14 protein-coding genes are annotated in these 16,475 nt (G+C 59.2%); 4 read left to right on the top strand and 10 right to left on the bottom strand.

Annotated features, from left to right (window positions below; genetic code table 11):
• Positions 1–151 precede the first annotated feature (151 nt).
• From SWE17_RS05510 to SWE17_RS05490, 5 genes are all read right to left on the bottom strand, one after another.
• The gene (locus SWE17_RS05510) at positions 152–1,234 is read right to left on the bottom strand and encodes a ribonucleotide-diphosphate reductase subunit beta (protein ID WP_416234974.1); all 1,083 of its coding nucleotides are present in this window, start codon (positions 1,232–1,234) and stop codon (positions 152–154) included.
• 186 nt (positions 1,235–1,420) lie between these two features.
• Positions 1,421–4,330, bottom strand: a complete 2,910-nt coding sequence (locus SWE17_RS05505; RefSeq protein ID WP_322992102.1) for a ribonucleoside-diphosphate reductase subunit alpha — start codon at positions 4,328–4,330, stop codon at positions 1,421–1,423.
• A 414-nt stretch (positions 4,331–4,744) separates the two neighbouring features.
• Positions 4,745–5,326: a 1,6-anhydro-N-acetylmuramyl-L-alanine amidase AmpD gene (gene ampD, locus SWE17_RS05500; RefSeq protein ID WP_322992101.1), complete on the bottom strand. Its 582-nt coding sequence runs from the start codon at positions 5,324–5,326 to the stop codon at positions 4,745–4,747.
• 16 nt (positions 5,327–5,342) lie between these two features.
• Positions 5,343–5,579: a PP0621 family protein gene (locus SWE17_RS05495; RefSeq protein ID WP_322992100.1), complete on the bottom strand. Its 237-nt coding sequence runs from the start codon at positions 5,577–5,579 to the stop codon at positions 5,343–5,345.
• Complete coding sequence (locus SWE17_RS05490; RefSeq protein ID WP_322992099.1) at positions 5,576–6,379, bottom strand: cytochrome C assembly family protein; 804 nt, start codon at positions 6,377–6,379, stop codon at positions 5,576–5,578. The genes SWE17_RS05495 and SWE17_RS05490 overlap by 4 nt, the downstream gene beginning before the upstream one ends.
• 77 nt (positions 6,380–6,456) lie before the next feature.
• Here SWE17_RS05490 and ffh point away from each other — a divergent pair, with 77 nt between their 5' ends.
• On the top strand, positions 6,457–7,842 hold the full coding sequence (ffh, locus tag SWE17_RS05485) for a signal recognition particle protein (RefSeq protein WP_322992098.1): 1,386 nt from the start codon (positions 6,457–6,459) through the stop codon (positions 7,840–7,842).
• On the opposite strand, the gene SWE17_RS05480 is transcribed toward ffh, so the two are convergent.
• Genes SWE17_RS05480 through SWE17_RS05470 form a run of 3 tightly spaced genes read right to left on the bottom strand, consistent with a single transcriptional unit; the run spans position 7,839 to position 11,079 of the window.
• Positions 7,839–8,168, bottom strand: a complete 330-nt coding sequence (locus SWE17_RS05480) for a 2Fe-2S iron-sulfur cluster-binding protein (protein WP_322992097.1) — start codon at positions 8,166–8,168, stop codon at positions 7,839–7,841. The two genes, ffh and SWE17_RS05480, sit on opposite strands and share 4 nt — an antisense overlap.
• A 41-nt stretch (positions 8,169–8,209) precedes the next feature.
• Positions 8,210–9,691 carry a glutamine synthetase family protein gene (locus SWE17_RS05475; RefSeq protein WP_322992096.1) on the bottom strand — a complete coding sequence of 494 codons (1,482 nt, stop codon included), beginning with the start codon at positions 9,689–9,691 and terminating at the stop codon, positions 8,210–8,212.
• Positions 9,688–11,079: an aromatic ring-hydroxylating dioxygenase subunit alpha gene (locus SWE17_RS05470; protein ID WP_322992095.1), complete on the bottom strand. Its 1,392-nt coding sequence runs from the start codon at positions 11,077–11,079 to the stop codon at positions 9,688–9,690. Before SWE17_RS05470 ends, SWE17_RS05475 begins: the two co-directional genes overlap by 4 nt.
• Before the next feature lie 186 nt (positions 11,080–11,265).
• Here SWE17_RS05470 and SWE17_RS05465 point away from each other — a divergent pair, with 186 nt between their 5' ends.
• On the top strand, positions 11,266–11,661 hold the full coding sequence (locus SWE17_RS05465; protein WP_322992094.1) for a gamma-glutamylcyclotransferase family protein: 396 nt from the start codon (positions 11,266–11,268) through the stop codon (positions 11,659–11,661).
• A 93-nt stretch (positions 11,662–11,754) separates the two neighbouring features.
• Here SWE17_RS05465 and miaB read toward each other — a convergent pair whose 3' ends face one another.
• On the bottom strand, positions 11,755–13,092 hold the full coding sequence (gene miaB, locus SWE17_RS05460) for a tRNA (N6-isopentenyl adenosine(37)-C2)-methylthiotransferase MiaB (RefSeq protein WP_322992093.1): 1,338 nt from the start codon (positions 13,090–13,092) through the stop codon (positions 11,755–11,757).
• Positions 13,093–13,269: 177 nt separating this feature from the next.
• Complete coding sequence (locus SWE17_RS05455; protein ID WP_322992092.1) at positions 13,270–13,854, bottom strand: DUF2889 domain-containing protein; 585 nt, start codon at positions 13,852–13,854, stop codon at positions 13,270–13,272.
• A gap of 60 nt (positions 13,855–13,914) precedes the next feature.
• On the opposite strand from SWE17_RS05455, the gene SWE17_RS05450 reads away from it, so the two are divergent.
• A complete protein-coding gene (locus tag SWE17_RS05450) occupies positions 13,915–15,486 on the top strand; it encodes an acyl-CoA synthetase (protein ID WP_416234973.1) in 1,572 nt (523 codons plus the stop codon).
• 169 nt (positions 15,487–15,655) lie between these two features.
• Positions 15,656–16,459, top strand: a complete 804-nt coding sequence (locus SWE17_RS05445) for a GntR family transcriptional regulator (RefSeq protein WP_322992091.1) — start codon at positions 15,656–15,658, stop codon at positions 16,457–16,459.
• Positions 16,460–16,475 lie beyond the last annotated feature (16 nt).

Genomic DNA, 16,475 nt, shown 5'->3' with positions numbered 1-16,475 from the left:
ACGCTTGGTGCTTGTTGGATTGCACAAAGCGATCCATGGTGCTGAGGAATCCCTCAACACCATGAACGCAGAAAAGCCATACCCTCCATGGCCCGGAGGCAATGGCAAGTATGGCTTGAAGTGGGGGGGCATTTGAGGGGTGTTCAGAAGATCAGTCCCAGGACAAGGCCCCGCCGGTTTGATACTCGATGACCCGGGTTTCAAAGAAGTTGCGTTCTTTCTTCAGGTCGATCATTTCGCTCATCCAGGGGAATGGGTTCTCTTCATTCGGGAAGAGGGCTTCCAAACCAATCTGGGTGGCACGGCGATTGGCGATGTAACGCAAATAGCCTTTGAACATGGATGCATTCATGCCCAGCACACCACGTGGCATGGTGTCTTCGGCATAGCGGTATTCCAACTCCACCGCGTGGAGGAAGAGCTCTTTGATTTCTGCTTTGAATTCAGCTGTCCACAACTGAGGGTTCTCATGCTTGATGGTGTTGATCATGTCAATACCGAAGTTGCAGTGCATGGATTCGTCGCGCAGGATGTACTGGTACTGCTCAGCAGCGCCCGTCATTTTGTTTTGGCGGCCGAGAGCCAAAATTTGTGTGAACCCCACGTAGAAGAACAGGCCTTCCATCAGGCAGGCAAACACGATCAAAGACTTGAGCAGCGTTTGATCGGCTTCGAGCGTGCCAGTCTTGAAGTTGGGCTCCATGATCACGTTGATGAACGGGATCAGGAACTCGTCCTTGTCGCGGATGGATTTGACTTCGTTGTAGGCGTTGAAAATTTCACTTTCGTCCAAACCCAACGATTCAGTGATGTACTGGTAAGCGTGGGTGTGGATGGCCTCTTCAAAGGCTTGGCGCAACAAAAACTGACGGCACTCAGGCGCTGTGATGTGGCGGTAAGTGCCCAGAGTGATGTTGTTGGCTGCCAAAGAGTCAGCCGTGACAAAGAAACCGAGGTTGCGCTTGACCATGCGGCGCTCGTCTTCGGTCAGACCGTTCGGGTCCTTCCACAAGGCGATGTCGCGGTTCATGTTCACTTCTTGCGGCATCCAATGGTTGGCGCAAGTGGCGAGGTATTTTTCCCAAGCCCATTTGTATTTGAACGGCACCAATTGGTTGACATCGGTCTGGCCGTTGATGATGCGTTTGTCGGCGGCATTCATGCGGCGGGGAGCCGCTGCAGGAGATGCGGCGGCAGACGCTGCGGATGCATCAGCGCCAGTGAAAGAAGGCATCACAGATGGTGATGCAGGTTTGACTTGATCGTCCCAGGACAACATAAAAAATTCCAGTTCTCAAATTATGAAAGCAAGCGTGAGAAATTCAAAGAAACGATTCACTATTTCGATGCGAACACACGAGAAGTGTTGTGCGATTGCATCGCACTTAGCTTGTCACAGCAAAGTGCAATGCTTTTCAAATCACTGGCAAGCTTCGCAGCCGGCATCGTCAATGGCCACAAACTTGACGTCGGTGGCAGGTGACGTGTTCATTTGCGCTTGTGCAGCGGCAGCCGCAGTCTCTGCTGGATTCATGCCCGAGGACGACACAGCATTGTGTGAGCCTGCATTTACCGTGGATTTTTCCACTTGTGTAGCGCTGGATGTGCGCAGGTAGTAAGTGGTTTTAAGGCCACGCAACCAAGCGAGCTTGTAGGTGTCATCGAGCTTTTTGCCCGATGCGCCAGCCATGTAAATGTTGAGCGACTGCGCTTGGTCAATCCATTTCTGGCGACGCGCTGCAGCCTCGACCAACCAAGTGGTTTCAACTTCAAACGCAGTGGCGTACAAGGCCTTGATTTCTTGCGGTACGCGATCGATAGGGCGCAAAGAACCGTCGAAGTGCTTCAGGTCCATGACCATCACGTCATCCCACAGGCCGAGGCGCTTGAGGTCACGTACCAAGTAGCCATTGATCACGGTGAACTCGCCCGACAAGTTGGACTTGACCGACAGGTTGCCAAAGCATGGCTCGATCGAGGCGTCCACGCCAATGATGTTGGAAATCGTGGCTGTCGGCGCAATGGCCACGCAGTTGGAGTTGCGCATGCCGTCCTTGGCAATTTTCTGGCGCAGCGAGTCCCAATCCAAGGTGGACGAGCGGTCCACTTCCACATAACCACCGCGCTCTCGTTCTAGCAATTTGAGCGTGTCCAGAGGCAAGATGCCTTGGTCCCACAAAGAACCCTTGTAGGTGGCGTACTGACCGCGCTCTTTGGCCAATTCGGTGGAGGCCCAGTAAGCGTAGTAGCAAATCGCTTCCATGGACTGGTCGGCGAATTCAACGGCTGCCTGAGAGGCATACGGTGTGCGCATCTCGTACAACGAGTCTTGGAAGCCCATCAAGCCCAAGCCCACAGGACGGTGACGCATGTTGGAGTCACGGGCCTTCTTGACGGCGTAGTAATTGATGTCGATCACGTTGTCCAGCATGCGCATGGCGATCGTGATGGTTCTTTTCAGTTTGTCGTGGTCCAGCACTTTGCCATTGGCACTGTCTTTCAAGTGGCGCGACAAGTTGACGGAGCCCAGGTTGCAAACCGCAGTTTCGGTGTCGCTGGTGTTGAGTGTGATCTCGGTGCACAGGTTGGAGGAGTGCACCACGCCCACGTGTTGCTGAGGCGAGCGCACGTTGCAAGGGTCTTTGAAAGTGATCCAAGGGTGGCCGGTTTCAAACAGCATCGACAGCATCTTGCGCCACAGGTCGGTCGCAGGCACGGTTTTGCTCGGTTTGATCTCGCCGCGCTCGGCTTTTTGTTCGTAGGCCACATAGGCCTTTTCAAAAGCCAGACCGAACAGGTCGTGCAAATCAGGCACGTCGGAAGGCGAGAACAGGGTCCAGTTGCCTTTTTCCATCACACGGCGCATGAACAAGTCTGGAATCCAGTTGGCCGTGTTCATGTCGTGGGTGCGGCGGCGGTCGTCGCCTGTGTTTTTGCGCAGCTCCAAAAATTCTTCGATGTCCAGGTGCCAGGTTTCCAGGTAGGCGCAAACCGCGCCCTTGCGCTTGCCGCCTTGGTTGACCGCCACGGCGGTGTCATTGACCACTTTCAGAAATGGCACCACACCTTGCGATTCGCCGTTGGTGCCTTTGATGTGGGCACCCAAGGCGCGCACGGGTGTCCAGTCGTTGCCCAAACCACCTGCAAATTTAGACAGCAAGGCGTTTTCCTTGATGGCGTCGTAGATGCCGCCCAGATCGTCGGGCACGGTGGTCAGGTAGCAGCTCGACAGCTGCGAGCGCAAGGTGCCGCTGTTGAACAGGGTCGGCGTGGAGGACATGAAGTCGAACGACGACAGGATTTCGTAGAACTCAATGGCGCGTGCTTCCCGGTTGATTTCGTTGAGTGACAGGCCCATGGCAACGCGCATGAAAAAGGCCTGGGGCATTTCGATTCGGGTTTTACGGACGTGCAGGAAGTAGCGGTCATAGAGGGTTTGCAGGCCCAAGTAGTCGAACTGCAGATCACGTTCTGGCTTGAGGGCTTCGGCCAATTGCTTCAGGTCGAACTGAAGGAGTTTTTCGTCCAGCAGGTCGTTGTCCACGCCCTTTTTGATGAATTGTGGGAAGTAATTGACGTACGCCTCTGCCATTTGGCTCTGAGGAACTTCTTTGCCCAGGATTTCCTTGGCGATGGTGTGCATCAGCAAACGCGCGGTCACATAGGTGTAATCCGGGTCTTTTTCAATCAAGGTGCGTGACGCCAAGATGGACGCTTTGTACACCTCTTCCATCGGTACGCCATCGTACAGATTGCGCATGGTTTCGGCCACGATGGGTTCGGGGTTGACGTCTTTGCCCAAGCCGGCACAGGCATTCACCATGAGAGATTTGAGGTAATCGACGTCCAAGGCGACACGTTGGCCACCATCGATCACATGCAAACTGGGAACGCTGGGCTGTGGCGCTGCTTCTTGTTGGTGTTGGGCGCGCTCTTGCGTGCGGCGCTCACGGTAAAGCACATAAGCCCGAGCGACTTCGTGGTTGCTGCTGCGCATCAGGCCCAGTTCAACCTGGTCTTGCACGTCTTCAATGTGGAACGTGCCGCCACCAGGACGTGAACGCACCAAAGCGCGGACCACGTTTTGGGTCAATTCTTCGACCACTTCACGCACACTGGCAGAGGCGGCACCTTGTGTGCCATGAACCGCCAAAAAAGCTTTCATCAGGGCCACGGCGATTTTGTTCGGCTCAAACGGCACAACGCCGCCATTGCGGCGAATGATCTGGTAATGGGCCAGCGCTTGCAGGCTGGGCGTGCCGTGGGCAGCTGCTTCTGGCTGGCGCATCAATGCGGGAGAGGACGTGGCGATGTTCAGGTCTGTTTGCATGGTCGTTTATGTGATTTTTTTCGGTTCTTAAGGCCTGGGCGAAGCGCGCAAATCAGCGCTTTGTGCAGTTGTGAAAATTTGTAAGAGACACTATATCTGGTGTCTGACATCTGCACAAGCCACTACAGGTAGTGTACTGGCCAGTTTTGTCAGTTTCTTGCGACGTCCACAAATTATTCTTGGCGCCGTCGTTGTGACACTCTTTTTCACTTGCTGAAAAAATGGCTGGGAACGCTTGATTTGATGGGATTTGAATTTGTTGTTTCAAGCCAGTACAGGCCTGCCAACTACTTTGTTGCAGCGCGCCTTGATGGCAAGCGAAAGTCTGGATTGGGGTATTTGAGGATTTCCCGCCCAAGGCGGATCAAAACAGCGGGCGTGGTCAGTCCAAATTTTTTTGACAGACGGTCAAACTCAGTGATCAGGGAAGGCCTGAGCTGGAAAGTTCAGTAGTTTCTGAAGGTGTGACCAATCAAAGCCGGGACCGGGGTCCAGTTTGCGGCCCGGTGCAATGTGTTCATGCCCTGCTACATGCGCGATGGGGTAGTGGTGCTTCAAGTCTCGGCACAACTGGGCCAATGACTGGTATTGAGCATCCTCGAAGGTTTCGCCCTCCAAGCCCTCGAGTTCGATGCCCACAGAATTGTCGTTGCAATTGCTTTGGCCTCTGTACTGAGAGGCACCCGCATGCCAAGCCCGGTCATCACAGCTGACAAATTGCCAAAACGAACCGTCGCGCCTGATGAAGAAGTGAGATGACACTTCCAGGCCACGAATGCTTTGAAAGTAAGGGTGGGCATCCCAGTCGAGCCGGTTGGTGAAAAGGCGCTGTACTGCATCACCGCCATATTGTCCTGGGGGTAAGCTGATCGAATGGACCACGATCAAATCAATGCCAACTCCGTCAGGACGTGGCCCAAAATTAGGAGACCTCAAGTGCTGAGCTTGTGTGTGCCAGCCTTGGTGCCAAAGTGCAAGATTGGGCTCGGAAGGCATGTGCCGTGCGCTTGACTCAGACCGGGTTGCGGTCTTGTGCCGCAGACCGATGGTCGGTGCTGCAATAAAGCCCTTTTTGACCCGATACGGCTTCTTCTTGAGGCAAGTGGAGGCCGCAATGGGCGCAAGAGACCATTTCGGACGGCGCAGAGTCCTCTGGTTTTGCAGGCGTTTGAGGTGGCTTAGGGGCTCGACCGCGCTTGACGGCCCAAATGACGACCAACACCAGCAACAAAATCAGCAAGTATTTCATCCCATGCGCCCCAGCATAACTTCCATGACAAATCGGGAGCCTGCATAAGACAGCAGCAACAAACTCGCGCCGATGTAAAGCACCCGGACGGCCCGACGACCTCGCCAGCCCCACTGGCTGCGGCCCCATAACAAAACGGCAAAGGTCAGCCAGGACAGCAACGCAAAAATGGTTTTGTGATCCCAGCGCCAGTGGCCTTGCCCTTGGCCATACAACGCATCGCCAAACAAGACGCCAGCGACCAAGGTGGCGGTCAACAAAACAAAACCGGCCAGCACAAAACGGAAGGTGAGGCGTTCGAGTGTCAAAAGTGGCACCCCACTGCTGGCATCGTGGGCTTGCCGAATGTCCCGTTCAGCGCGGGTCATCATCCATGCGTGAACCACGGCTGCACCAAACATGCCATAAGCAGACAAACCCAAAGCCCAATGCAAAGGCAGCCAAGCCGAGGCTTGTGCTGACAGGGGGCTGCCGGGGAAAAACCAGGCCAGCACAACGGCGATGGCCCCCAGGCTGCCCATGGCCCAACGGGCTTTGAATTTGGGAAAAAACTGGCTCTCTAATATATAAGCGCTCACCACCAGCCAAGCGGTCACCGAAATCGCTGGCGCAAATCCAAAGTGCACAGGGCCAACCAACAAACTCAACAATGCCACGGCATGGGCGGCCCAAGCTATCCCAAGCAGGCGACGTGCCTGCGTGTGGGACAGACGTTCACCCGCCAAGGCTGGCAGGCCATAGGCCAAAGCCGCCAGCACGGTGGCGGGCAGCATCCAAAATGGGGGACTCGCTAAAATCATGACACCGAGTTTAGCCTTTCAGGCGCCGCCACTGGGGCGGTGCCAACTTGCTGGACCTGAAATTTCTGGATTCCCCCATGGCCTCCGCCCTGACCGACAAACTTTCACGCCTCGTCAAGACCCTCAGCGGGCAGGCCCGCATCACCGAATCGAACGTGGCCGACATGCTGCGCGAGGTGCGCATGGCCTTGCTCGAAGCCGATGTGGCTTTGCCGGTGGTTCGCGACTTCATTGCCCGCGTGAAAGACAAAGCCTTGGGCCAAGAGGTCATGGGCTCGCTCAAGCCCGGCCAGGCCTTGGTGGGCGTGGTCAACTGCGAATTGGCCGCCACCATGGGCGAGGGTGTGTCGGACATCAATTTGGCGGCACAACCCCCTGCGGTGATCCTGATGGCGGGCCTGCAAGGCGCTGGTAAAACCACCACCACGGCCAAGCTGGCCAAGCACCTGATCGAAAAGCGCAAAAAGAAAGTGCTCACGGTCTCGGGCGACGTGTACCGCCCCGCCGCCATCGAACAGCTCAAGACGGTGACCGCTCAGGCCGGGGCTGAGTGGTTCCCCAGCTCACCCGACCAAAAGCCGATCGATATCGCGCGCGCCGCCATCGATTACGCCCGCAAGCACTTTTTTGATGTGCTGCTGGTGGATACCGCTGGCCGCCTAGCAATTGACGAAGCCCTGATGGCCGAGATCAAGGCGCTGCACGCCGAATTGAAGCCGGTTGAAACCCTGTTTGTGGTCGACGCCATGCAGGGTCAAGACGCGGCCAACACCGCCAAAGCGTTCAGCGACGCTTTGCCGCTCACGGGCATTGTGCTCACCAAGCTCGATGGCGACTCACGCGGTGGTGCCGCACTGTCGGTGCGCCAGATCACCGGCGTGCCCATCAAGTTTGCGGGTACCAGCGAGAAGATCGACGGACTGGAAGTGTTCGACGCCGAACGTCACGCTGGCCGTGTCCTGGGCATGGGCGATATTGTGGCCTTGGTCGAGCAGGTCACGGCGGGTGTGGACATGGAGGCCGCACAAAAGCTGGCGTCCAAGGTCAAGAGCGGTGGCAACTTTGATCTGAACGACTTTTTGGCGCAGATCCAGCAGATGAAACAAATGGGTGGTTTGTCCAGTTTGATGGACAAATTGCCATCGCAGTTGTCGGCCAAAGCAGGAGCGATGGACATGGACAAGGTCGAAAAAGACATCGGTCGCAAGCAAGGCATTATCCACAGCATGACCCCCAAAGAGCGCAGCAAACCCGAGTTGATCAAGGCCACACGCAAGCGCCGCATTGCTGCGGGTGCGGGTGTTCAGGTGCAGGACGTGAACCGCATGCTCAAGGAGTTTGAGCAAATGCAGGACATGATGAAAAAAATGTCCGGCGGCGGCATGATGAAGATGATGAAACGCATGGGCGCCATGAAAGGCATGATGGGCGGCGGCGGAGGCTTCCCCGGCATGCCGCGCTAGTACTGGCTTGCGGGCAGCGTGACCTGCAGGCCGTCCAATTCGGGCGAGAGTTCAATCTGACACGACAAGCGGCTGCCCACCTCGCGTGTTTGGGCGGTGAAGGCCAGCATGCCATCTTCGTCGCTGCCCATGGGCGGCAACTTGCCCTGCCAGTCGCTGTGCACCACCACATGGCAGGTGGCGCAGGTCAGCAGCCCACCACAATCGGCTTGAATGCCGGGCAAATTCGCATCGACCGCCGCCTGCATCAGGCTCTGGCCAGGCTGGGCTTTCAGGGTGTGCACGTCTTGAGTGGGGTCGTGGGGCTGCAGGTGGATCGTGATCATGTTCAGTGCATCGCTGTCTGGTGCGTTGATTCAAAAGTGGGTCAAATGCGCCCGAAGTATTCGCGGCGATGGAATTCCTGCACATCCTCGGCCTGCGCCATGCGCTGGTGCTCGGCTTGTTTGATGGTGCGGTAGTAGTCCACAAAGGGCTGGCCCAGCGCTTGGCACATTGCGGCATCACTTTGCAGGGCCTGCACCGCATCGGCCAAGCTGGTTGGAATGGTGGCCGCACCCGCTGAGTAGGGCGTTTCGGTGGCGGGCGGCGCTTGCAGCTGGGCGTCCACGCCATCGAGTCCCGCATGGATTTGTGAGGCCATGTACAGGTAAGGGTTGGCCGCTGGTTCGCCCAAGCGGTTTTCAATGTGGGTGGCGCTGTCGCCGGGTGCGCCAATGACACGCAGCATGGCGCCCCGGTTGTCACGGCCCCACAAAATCGACTGCGGCGCCATGGCGTTGGGCCTGAAACGCCCGTAGCCATTGCTGGTGCTGGTGCACAGCGCCGTGAGCGCAGGCGCGTGGGCCAGCAGACCGGCCAGCCAGCTTGCGCCCGCATTGCTTAGCACCTGCCGCGCATCCAGCGAACCAACACCTGGTGCGGCGGCATCGCGCATGAACACATTGCGGCCAGTGGTCAACTCACAAACTGACTGGTGCAAGTGCCAGCCGCTCGACATGATGTGGTCAAACGGCGGGCGGCACATGAAGGTGGCGTGGTAACCGGCGCGGCGCAGGGCCTGGCGTGTGGCATTGCGAAACAGCACCATGTGGTCGGCGGCCGTCAGCACATCGCTCACGTCAAACACCGCCTCGACTTGGCTGGGACCCAGTTCAATTTCAAGCGAGATCAGCGGCAGGCCCAGCGCTTGGGCGGTGCGCTGCACGATGCGCAGCGGTTCTTCGGCCCGGTCAAACCAGCCTTCAGTCAGCAGGTTGTAGCCCGGGTGGATCAGGCTGACTTCGGGCGCTGGGCCGGGCCATGCGGCGCGGTCTGGATCCAGGTCTGCGTCGTGCAGCGGGTCTTTGAGGCGGTAGATGTGGAACTCCACTTCCAGCCCGCAGCGCATCTGCCAGCCGCGCTCGGCCAAGCGCTTCACGGCCTGCTGCAGCACATGGCGAGAATCCAGCGGCACGATGCGCCCATCCGCGAAATAGGGCTGGCACCGCAGCCAGCCGGTTTTTTCGGTCCAGGGCAGAACATGCCAGCTGGCCGGGTCGGGCATGAGCGTGAAATTGCTGGCCCCGGCAAAGCCGGGCAGGGTCTCTTCGATGCCCGGCTCAAACACTTTGAAGGCGGTGCGGTCTGAGCTGTCTTTGAGCAGCAAGGTGCTGACCATGCCGATGCCATTGGCCAGCGCACTGCGCAGTTGCGAGGCCACGATGGTCTTACCGCGCACCACGCCGTGCAGGTCGCACCAGCCCAGTCGGACCAGCTCGATGCCCGAGGCTTCCACTTGCCGTAACAACTGTTCGCAAGCGGTTTCACGTTCACTGCTGTGCAAGCCGCAGCGTTCAGCAAAGCTCATGCCGCGCTCGTGTCGGCTGGCGTCGCCACATGCGCAGGCAGGGCTGCGTCCCACGGTGCCCCGCGGCGTTTGGCATCGCAGGCCTCGCGCCACCACTGCGGCCACTGACCACTGGGGGCGATGCCGTCCACCGTGTCGGGGCCGATGCGCTGGCTGGCCACTGTGTCTTGTGCAAAGCCGGGCGGCAGGCCACCGGCTTGCACCGTCTCGATGGCTTTGAGCAAGATCCGCCGGTTCGCCATGATCACCTTGTCGCTGGTGCCTAAGTGTTCGCGGGTGCGGTCTTGGATGGCGCCCATGCTCTCGCAGGCCCATTGGTCGTGCACATTGATGTCGTCCTCGCCCATGCCAAGGTAAGTGCGCGCCACTTGCTCTTCGGGGTTGAAGCCCCAATGGTTGTGCTTGCCCGCTTTGGGGATGTAGTCGGGCAGCGTGACCGAGGGCAGCCTTTGATTGCGCATGGCTTCTTTGTCCACCGGGCCGTCAAAGCTGGTGAACACCGAATACCAATAAGTGTGTGTGTCGTCGACCGGCACATGCATTTGAGTGATGGTCATGCTCTCGGACAGCGGAATCACAAAGGTGTGCGGGAACAGCGCATTCGTCACCCGCACATGCGTCAGCGCCTCGTTGATCGGGCGCAGGGCCGTCAGCCGCATGCCCGCGTCGGTGGGTTCAAACGAAATCTCGGGCTGGTCCAGCTCGCGCATCACCCGCGTCATGGGCCAGCGCTCGCCTTGCACATCGCCCGCGCTCGCGCCGCGGAACTGGCGGCCGTAGCTGCCTTCCAGCGATTCGTCATTGAAAAAGCGGTGCAGGTACGAAGCATGCGCAGGGTCAATGCCCACCTCAAAGGCTTGCAGCCAGTTGCAGTGCCACAGGCCCTTGAAGGCAAAGGTGTGGGTGGTCGGGGCGCTGAAAGCGTCGATGCCTGGCAGCGGCGGCGGGGTCTGGCCTTCGGGGCCGAACCATCCAAACAGAATGCCGCTGCGCTCGGTGATCGGGTAGCTGCGCTGGCGCACCCGCTTGCACAGCGTGCTGCCCGTGGGCTCGGCCGGGGTTTCGATGCACTGGCCTGTCACGTCGAACTTCCAGCCATGAAAAGGGCAGCGCAGGCCATCGCCTTCGTTGCGGCCATAGGCCAGGTCCGCGCCCCGGTGCGGGCAGTCGCGGTCGAGCAAGCCGTAGTCGCTCAGCGCGTTGCGAAACAGCACCAAGTCTTGCCCCAAGATGCGCACCGCCTTCACAGGGCGAATCGCCATGCGCGGGTCGAGAGCGGGGTTGAACTCGTCCACCAAGGCGACGGGCTGCCAATAGTGGCGCATGACCGCGCCGCAGGGCGTGCCTGGCCCGATGCGGGTGATGAGTTCGTTTTGTTCTGCTTTCATTTGCGTCTCTGGCTGGGTCTTGGCGTGTGGGGCGTGCACATTTTGTCGGGGCACGCGTATCTCTTGGCAATCAGTTTAAACCGCAGTGTCGGGGGCTCCCGCCAACAGGTGACAGGCGCAGCGCTGCTTGATGCCTGTCAAATGGGTGGCTGTCAAACACATCCACCTTGTCGCAGAATCCCAGGCATGACACATGCACTTTTCATCTACGGCACCCTGATGCCCGGTTTACGCCTCGAGGCCGAAATGCACGGCGCCCGATTTATTGGTGCGGCCAAAGTGCCTGGCCGCTTGGTCGACGTGGGCCGTTACCCCGGTTTTCTTCCGGGCGATGGCCTCGTCACGGGCGAAGTTTATGAAGTCGACGATGCGCACCTGGCTCGGCTGGACGAGGTCGAAGCCATGGTGCCCGGCGACCGCGCTGCATCCCAATACTGGCGAGAGTTGGTCACGGTGGTCGACGGCCCGCTGAAAGGCCAGCAGTTGCAGACCTATGTTTACAACCGCCCGGTTGAGGGCTGCACGCCCATCCCGCACGGAGATTACCGCAGATACATCCGCGAAGTCGGGCGCGAATCCTGATCCTCGGGCTTTTTTGTAGGAGCGAGCCCCCGCTCGCGAATGTTTGTAAAGGCTCAGTACACATTCGGCCGCAGGGGCAGCCTCCCACACCTCTCAATTCTTGATCACCAACTCGCCGCGCAGCGAGTGGGACAGGCCTTGGGTGATGCGCACATCGGCCATCTGACCGATCAGGCGTTCCATGTTGGGGCCACCGGGGAAGTTGACCACCCGGTTGCACTCGGTGCGGCCCGCCAGCTCGGTCGCGTCTTTGCGTGAAGGACGCTCCACCAGAATGCGCTGCACAGTGCCCACGCGGCTGTCGCCAATGCGCTGCACGTTCTCTTCGATGGTCGCTTGCAAGTGGTGCAGGCGGCGCAATTTTTCGGCGTGAGGCGTGTCGTCGTGCAGGTTGGCCGCAGGCGTGCCTGGGCGGGGGCTGAAGATGAAACTGAAGCTGGTGTCAAAACCCACGTCGGTGATCAGCTTCATCATCTTGTTGAAGTCGTCCTCGGTCTCGCCGGGGAAGCCCACGATGAAATCGCTGCTGAGCGACATGTCGGGGCGGATCGCCCGCAGCTTGCGGATCGTGCTCTTGTATTCCATGGCGGTGTAACCGCGCTTCATGGCCATCAAGATGCGGTCCGAACCGTGCTGCACCGGCAAGTGCAAATGGCTCACCAGTTTGGGAATCTTTTCGTACGCGTCGATCAAGCGCTGGGTGAATTCGTTGGGGTGGCTGGTCACGTAGCGGATGCGCTCGATGCCCGGCATGTCGGCCACGTATTCCAGCAGCAGCGCAAAGTCGGCAATGTCTGCGGTGCCGCCCATCTTGCCCCGGTAAGCGTTCACGTTCTGGCCCAGCAGCGTGATCTCTTTCACGCCCTGCGCGGCCAGCCCGGCCACTTCGACCAGCACATCGTCAAACGGGCGAGAGACTTCTTCGCCCCGGGTGTAAGGCACCACGCAGTAGCTGCAATATTTGCTGCAACCTTCCATGATCGAGACAAAGGCGGTCGCGCCTTCCACCTTGGCGGGCGGCAGGTGGTCAAACTTTTCAATCTCGGGGAAGCTGATGTCGACTTGCGGGCGCTGCTTGCGCTCGCGCTCGTTCAGCAATTCGGGCAGGCGGTGCAGGGTCTGCGGGCCAAACACCACGTCCACATAAGGTGCACGCTTGATGATCTCGGCGCCTTCTTGGCTGGCCACGCAGCCGCCCACGCCAATCAGCACGCCCTTGGCTTTCAGGTGCTGCACCCGACCCAGATCGCTGAACACTTTTTCTTGTGCCTTCTCGCGCACCGAGCAGGTGTTGAACAAGATCAAATCGGCCTCGTCCACGTCCTGTGTGGGCTCATAGCCCTGGGCCGCGCCCAGCACATCGGCCATCTTGTCCGAGTCGTACTCGTTCATCTGGCAGCCAAATGTTTTGATGAAGACCTTCTTGCTCATGCGGCCTCCACGGCGTTCACGGAGGTGATGAAGTCAAGGCAAAGCAAAGCACGCCAAAGTAAAGCACGCCCTGAAAGGGCCAAAGTGCAGCGGTTCATGGTGTAGATCCAGAGGCTGTGAAAAAGAAAAGCGCAGATGCGCTTTGGAAGTGGCAGATTATCGCAGGCGAGAAACTGCTCAGTTCCCCGGTGTCTCTGTCGCTTTTGGCTTGAAAAACATCGGATAGGCCCTTTGTACCGTCGGGCTGTCGTAGGCCCAGCTGTGGCATTGGCCCAAGAAATAAGGCGCTTGGGTCATTTCGGGGTGAGGTTGGCCCGCCAGTTCGCGGCGCTGCCATTGACCTGAAGGCAGGGTCTGGTAAGCGGCCGTGGCCATGTTGAACAGCATTTCGCGCAGGTGGGTGCAGCCCTCGGTGCCGCCTACATGTTGGTTGATGGTCTTGCGCCAGCCCGGGCCCATGGTGCAGCCGATGAGCTTGTGCATGTTGTGTGGTGCCCCAGTGCATTCGGCGTGCGGGATGTCGTCCATCGACGTGGCGATGTCCTGGATCACCATTTGGTTGTTGAGTGTGACGCGGATTATCAGGTTGTGGATCGGCTCATCGCCGGGGAAAAGACGTTCGTTGGGGACCTGGAAGCCGAAAGTCTTGACGTCGGTCAGTTGGGCTTCGATGTCCCACAGGCCGTCTTCGCGGTCAAAGCCTTGGTACACCACGGTTCGCGTATGTGACAGTTTTCGGGGGGAGGGTGGTGGAAGTGCCAATGGAATTCTCGCGGGGCTGGTGTTCAATGTTCCGATCATATCGATGCAGGAGCCCTCACAATGACCGCCACCATGTCCCCCGCCATCCACCCCGCCGTTCGCCGCCAGACCATTGCCGATGCCCTGCGCCGCACGGCGATCCGCTTGCCCGCCAAAACCGGCATCGTGTGTGGCGCTACCACCTGGACCTATGCCGAGTTCGATGCACTGGTGACGCGTTTGGCCGCTGGCCTGGCCAGCATCGGCGTGGCCGAGGGCGACAAGGTAGCGGTGTTGGCGCGCAACTCGCACGGCTTTGCGGCCCTGCGCTTCGCGTTGGCCCGCCGCGGCGCGGTCATGGTACCGATCAACTTCATGCTCAAGGCCGAAGAGGTGGCCTACATTTTGCGCCACGCGGGTGCCCAAACCCTGGCCACCGACAGTGGCCTGGCCGAGCTGGCGCAGGCTGCGAGCAAACTTGACACACAAGTGCAGCAATTCATCTGGCTGCCCTCCGAAGAACCGAGCCAGCCCGTGGCGGGCATGCACAACTTTGATGTGCTGGCGGCTTGCACCGATCCATTGCCCGATTTGCGCCTAGGCAGTTACGACGTGGCGCAGATCGTCTACACCAGCGGCACCGAGTCGTCTCCCAAAGGTGCTCAGCTCACACACGACGCGGTGATGTGGCAATACGTCAGTTGTGTGATCGACGCCGAAATTGCCGAGGCCGATGTGGCCTTGCACGCGCTGCCGCTGTACCACTGCGCCCAGCTCGATGTGTTCTTTGGCCCGGCCATTTACATGGGCAGCACCAACGTCATCACCTCCAAGCCCACGCCCGACAACCTGTTGCCCATGCTCGAAAAGTTCGGCATCACCAGCTTCTTTGCTCCGCCCACGGTGTGGATTGCGCTGCTGCGCTCGCCGCTGCTCGATGCCGACAAGCTCGCCCAACTGGCCAAGGGCTACTACGGCGCGTCCATCATGCCGGTGGAGGTGCTCAAGGAGCTGGCGTCGCGCCTGCCCCAAGTGCGCTTGTGGAATTTGTATGGCCAGACCGAAATCGCACCGTTGGCCACCATGCTCGGCCCAGACGACCAGCTGCGCAAGCCGGGTTCGTGCGGCAAAGCCGTGCGCAACGTCGAAACGCGCGTGGTCAACGACAACATGCAGGACGTGGCCGTGGGCGAGGTGGGCGAGATCGTGCACCGCTCGCCGCATTTGATGCTGGGCTACTTTCATGACGACGAGCGCACCAAGGCCTCGTTTGAGGGCGACTGGTTCCACAGCGGGGACTTGGGGATCATCGACGACGAGGGTTACATCACCGTGGTGGACCGCAAGAAGGACATGATCAAGAGCGGCGGCGAAAACGTCGCCAGCCGCGAGGTGGAAGAAATGATTTATCGCCTGCCGCAAGTCAGCGAAGTGGCGGTGATCGGTCTGCCTGATCCCAAGTGGGTGGAGGCGGTGACAGCGGTGATCGTGGTCAAGGCCGGTCAGGCGCTCGATGAAGCCGCCGTGATCGCGCATTGCGCCCAGCACATGGCCGGTTTCAAGTGCCCCAAACGTGTTGTCTTCACCGACAGCCTGCCCAAAAACCCCAGCGGCAAGCTGCTCAAGCGCGATTTGCGGGTGCGCTACGCCTGACACAGACTGCCACGTCGCTGCGCTCCTCGCAGTGACGGGAAGCATCTGCGATCGCGCGATTCCCAGCACGCATGGCCCACAACCAAGGGAAATCCCTGATGAAATGTTCTATGTATAAGACCTGAATGTCCTATTGACAGGACAATGGGACTGTTCCACGATCGCAGTCATGGATACCCATTTGCCTTTGCCCAAGTACCACCAGATTTATCTGGTGCTGCGCGAGCAATTGCGTGAAGGTCGGTTTGACGAAGGCTTGCCAGGTGAGCTGGCTTTGATGGGGCAGTTTGGTGTGGCGCGTGTCACCGTGCGCCGTGCCTTGTCGCAATTGGCCGAAGAGGGCCTGATTCAGCGCGAGCCAGGGCGCGGCACACGGCCCATTGCGGCGCGTGCGCAAGAGGTGCAGATGCAGGCCTCGACCATGGCCACAGGCCAGCAGGCACGTCTGACGGGTTTGCTGGAGAACCTGGTCACCATGGGCATGCGCACCAAGGTCAAGGTGCTCAGCGTGGAGCGCCTGAGGGCTCCGGTGGATGTGGCCGCCGCACTCAAGCTGCACAGCGCCGAACTGGTGCAAAAAGCCGAGCGCGTGCGCAGCACGCCCGAAGGGCCCTTGTCGCATATCACCACTTGGGTGCCCGATTCCATTTCGGCGGGCTTTGGCAAGCGCGAGCTGGCGCAAAAACCCATTTTGGTGCTGCTCGAAGAATCGGGCGTCAAAGTGGGCCGGGCCGAGCAAACCATTTCGGCCCGTCTGGCCGATGTGGGCATGGCCCAGCATTTGGATGTTTCTGTCGGATCGGCCTTGCTGGCGGTGCGGCGTTTGATTTATGACGAGGACGACCGTCCCGTCCAATGGCTGCATGGCTTGTACCGACCGGACCGGTACGAATACCAGATGCAGTTATCCCGCGTTGGCAGCATTGACGCCAAGGTGTGGGTAAGCCAAGAGCTGTCCGCCAACTTTCATTGACCTACTTAAAGGATGT

Source organism: Limnohabitans sp., from assembly GCF_034680285.1.
GTDB lineage: Bacteria > Pseudomonadota > Gammaproteobacteria > Burkholderiales > Burkholderiaceae_C > Limnohabitans_A.
Note: the sequence above shows the minus strand (reverse complement) of the source record. Positions and strands in the feature narration are given on the sequence as shown.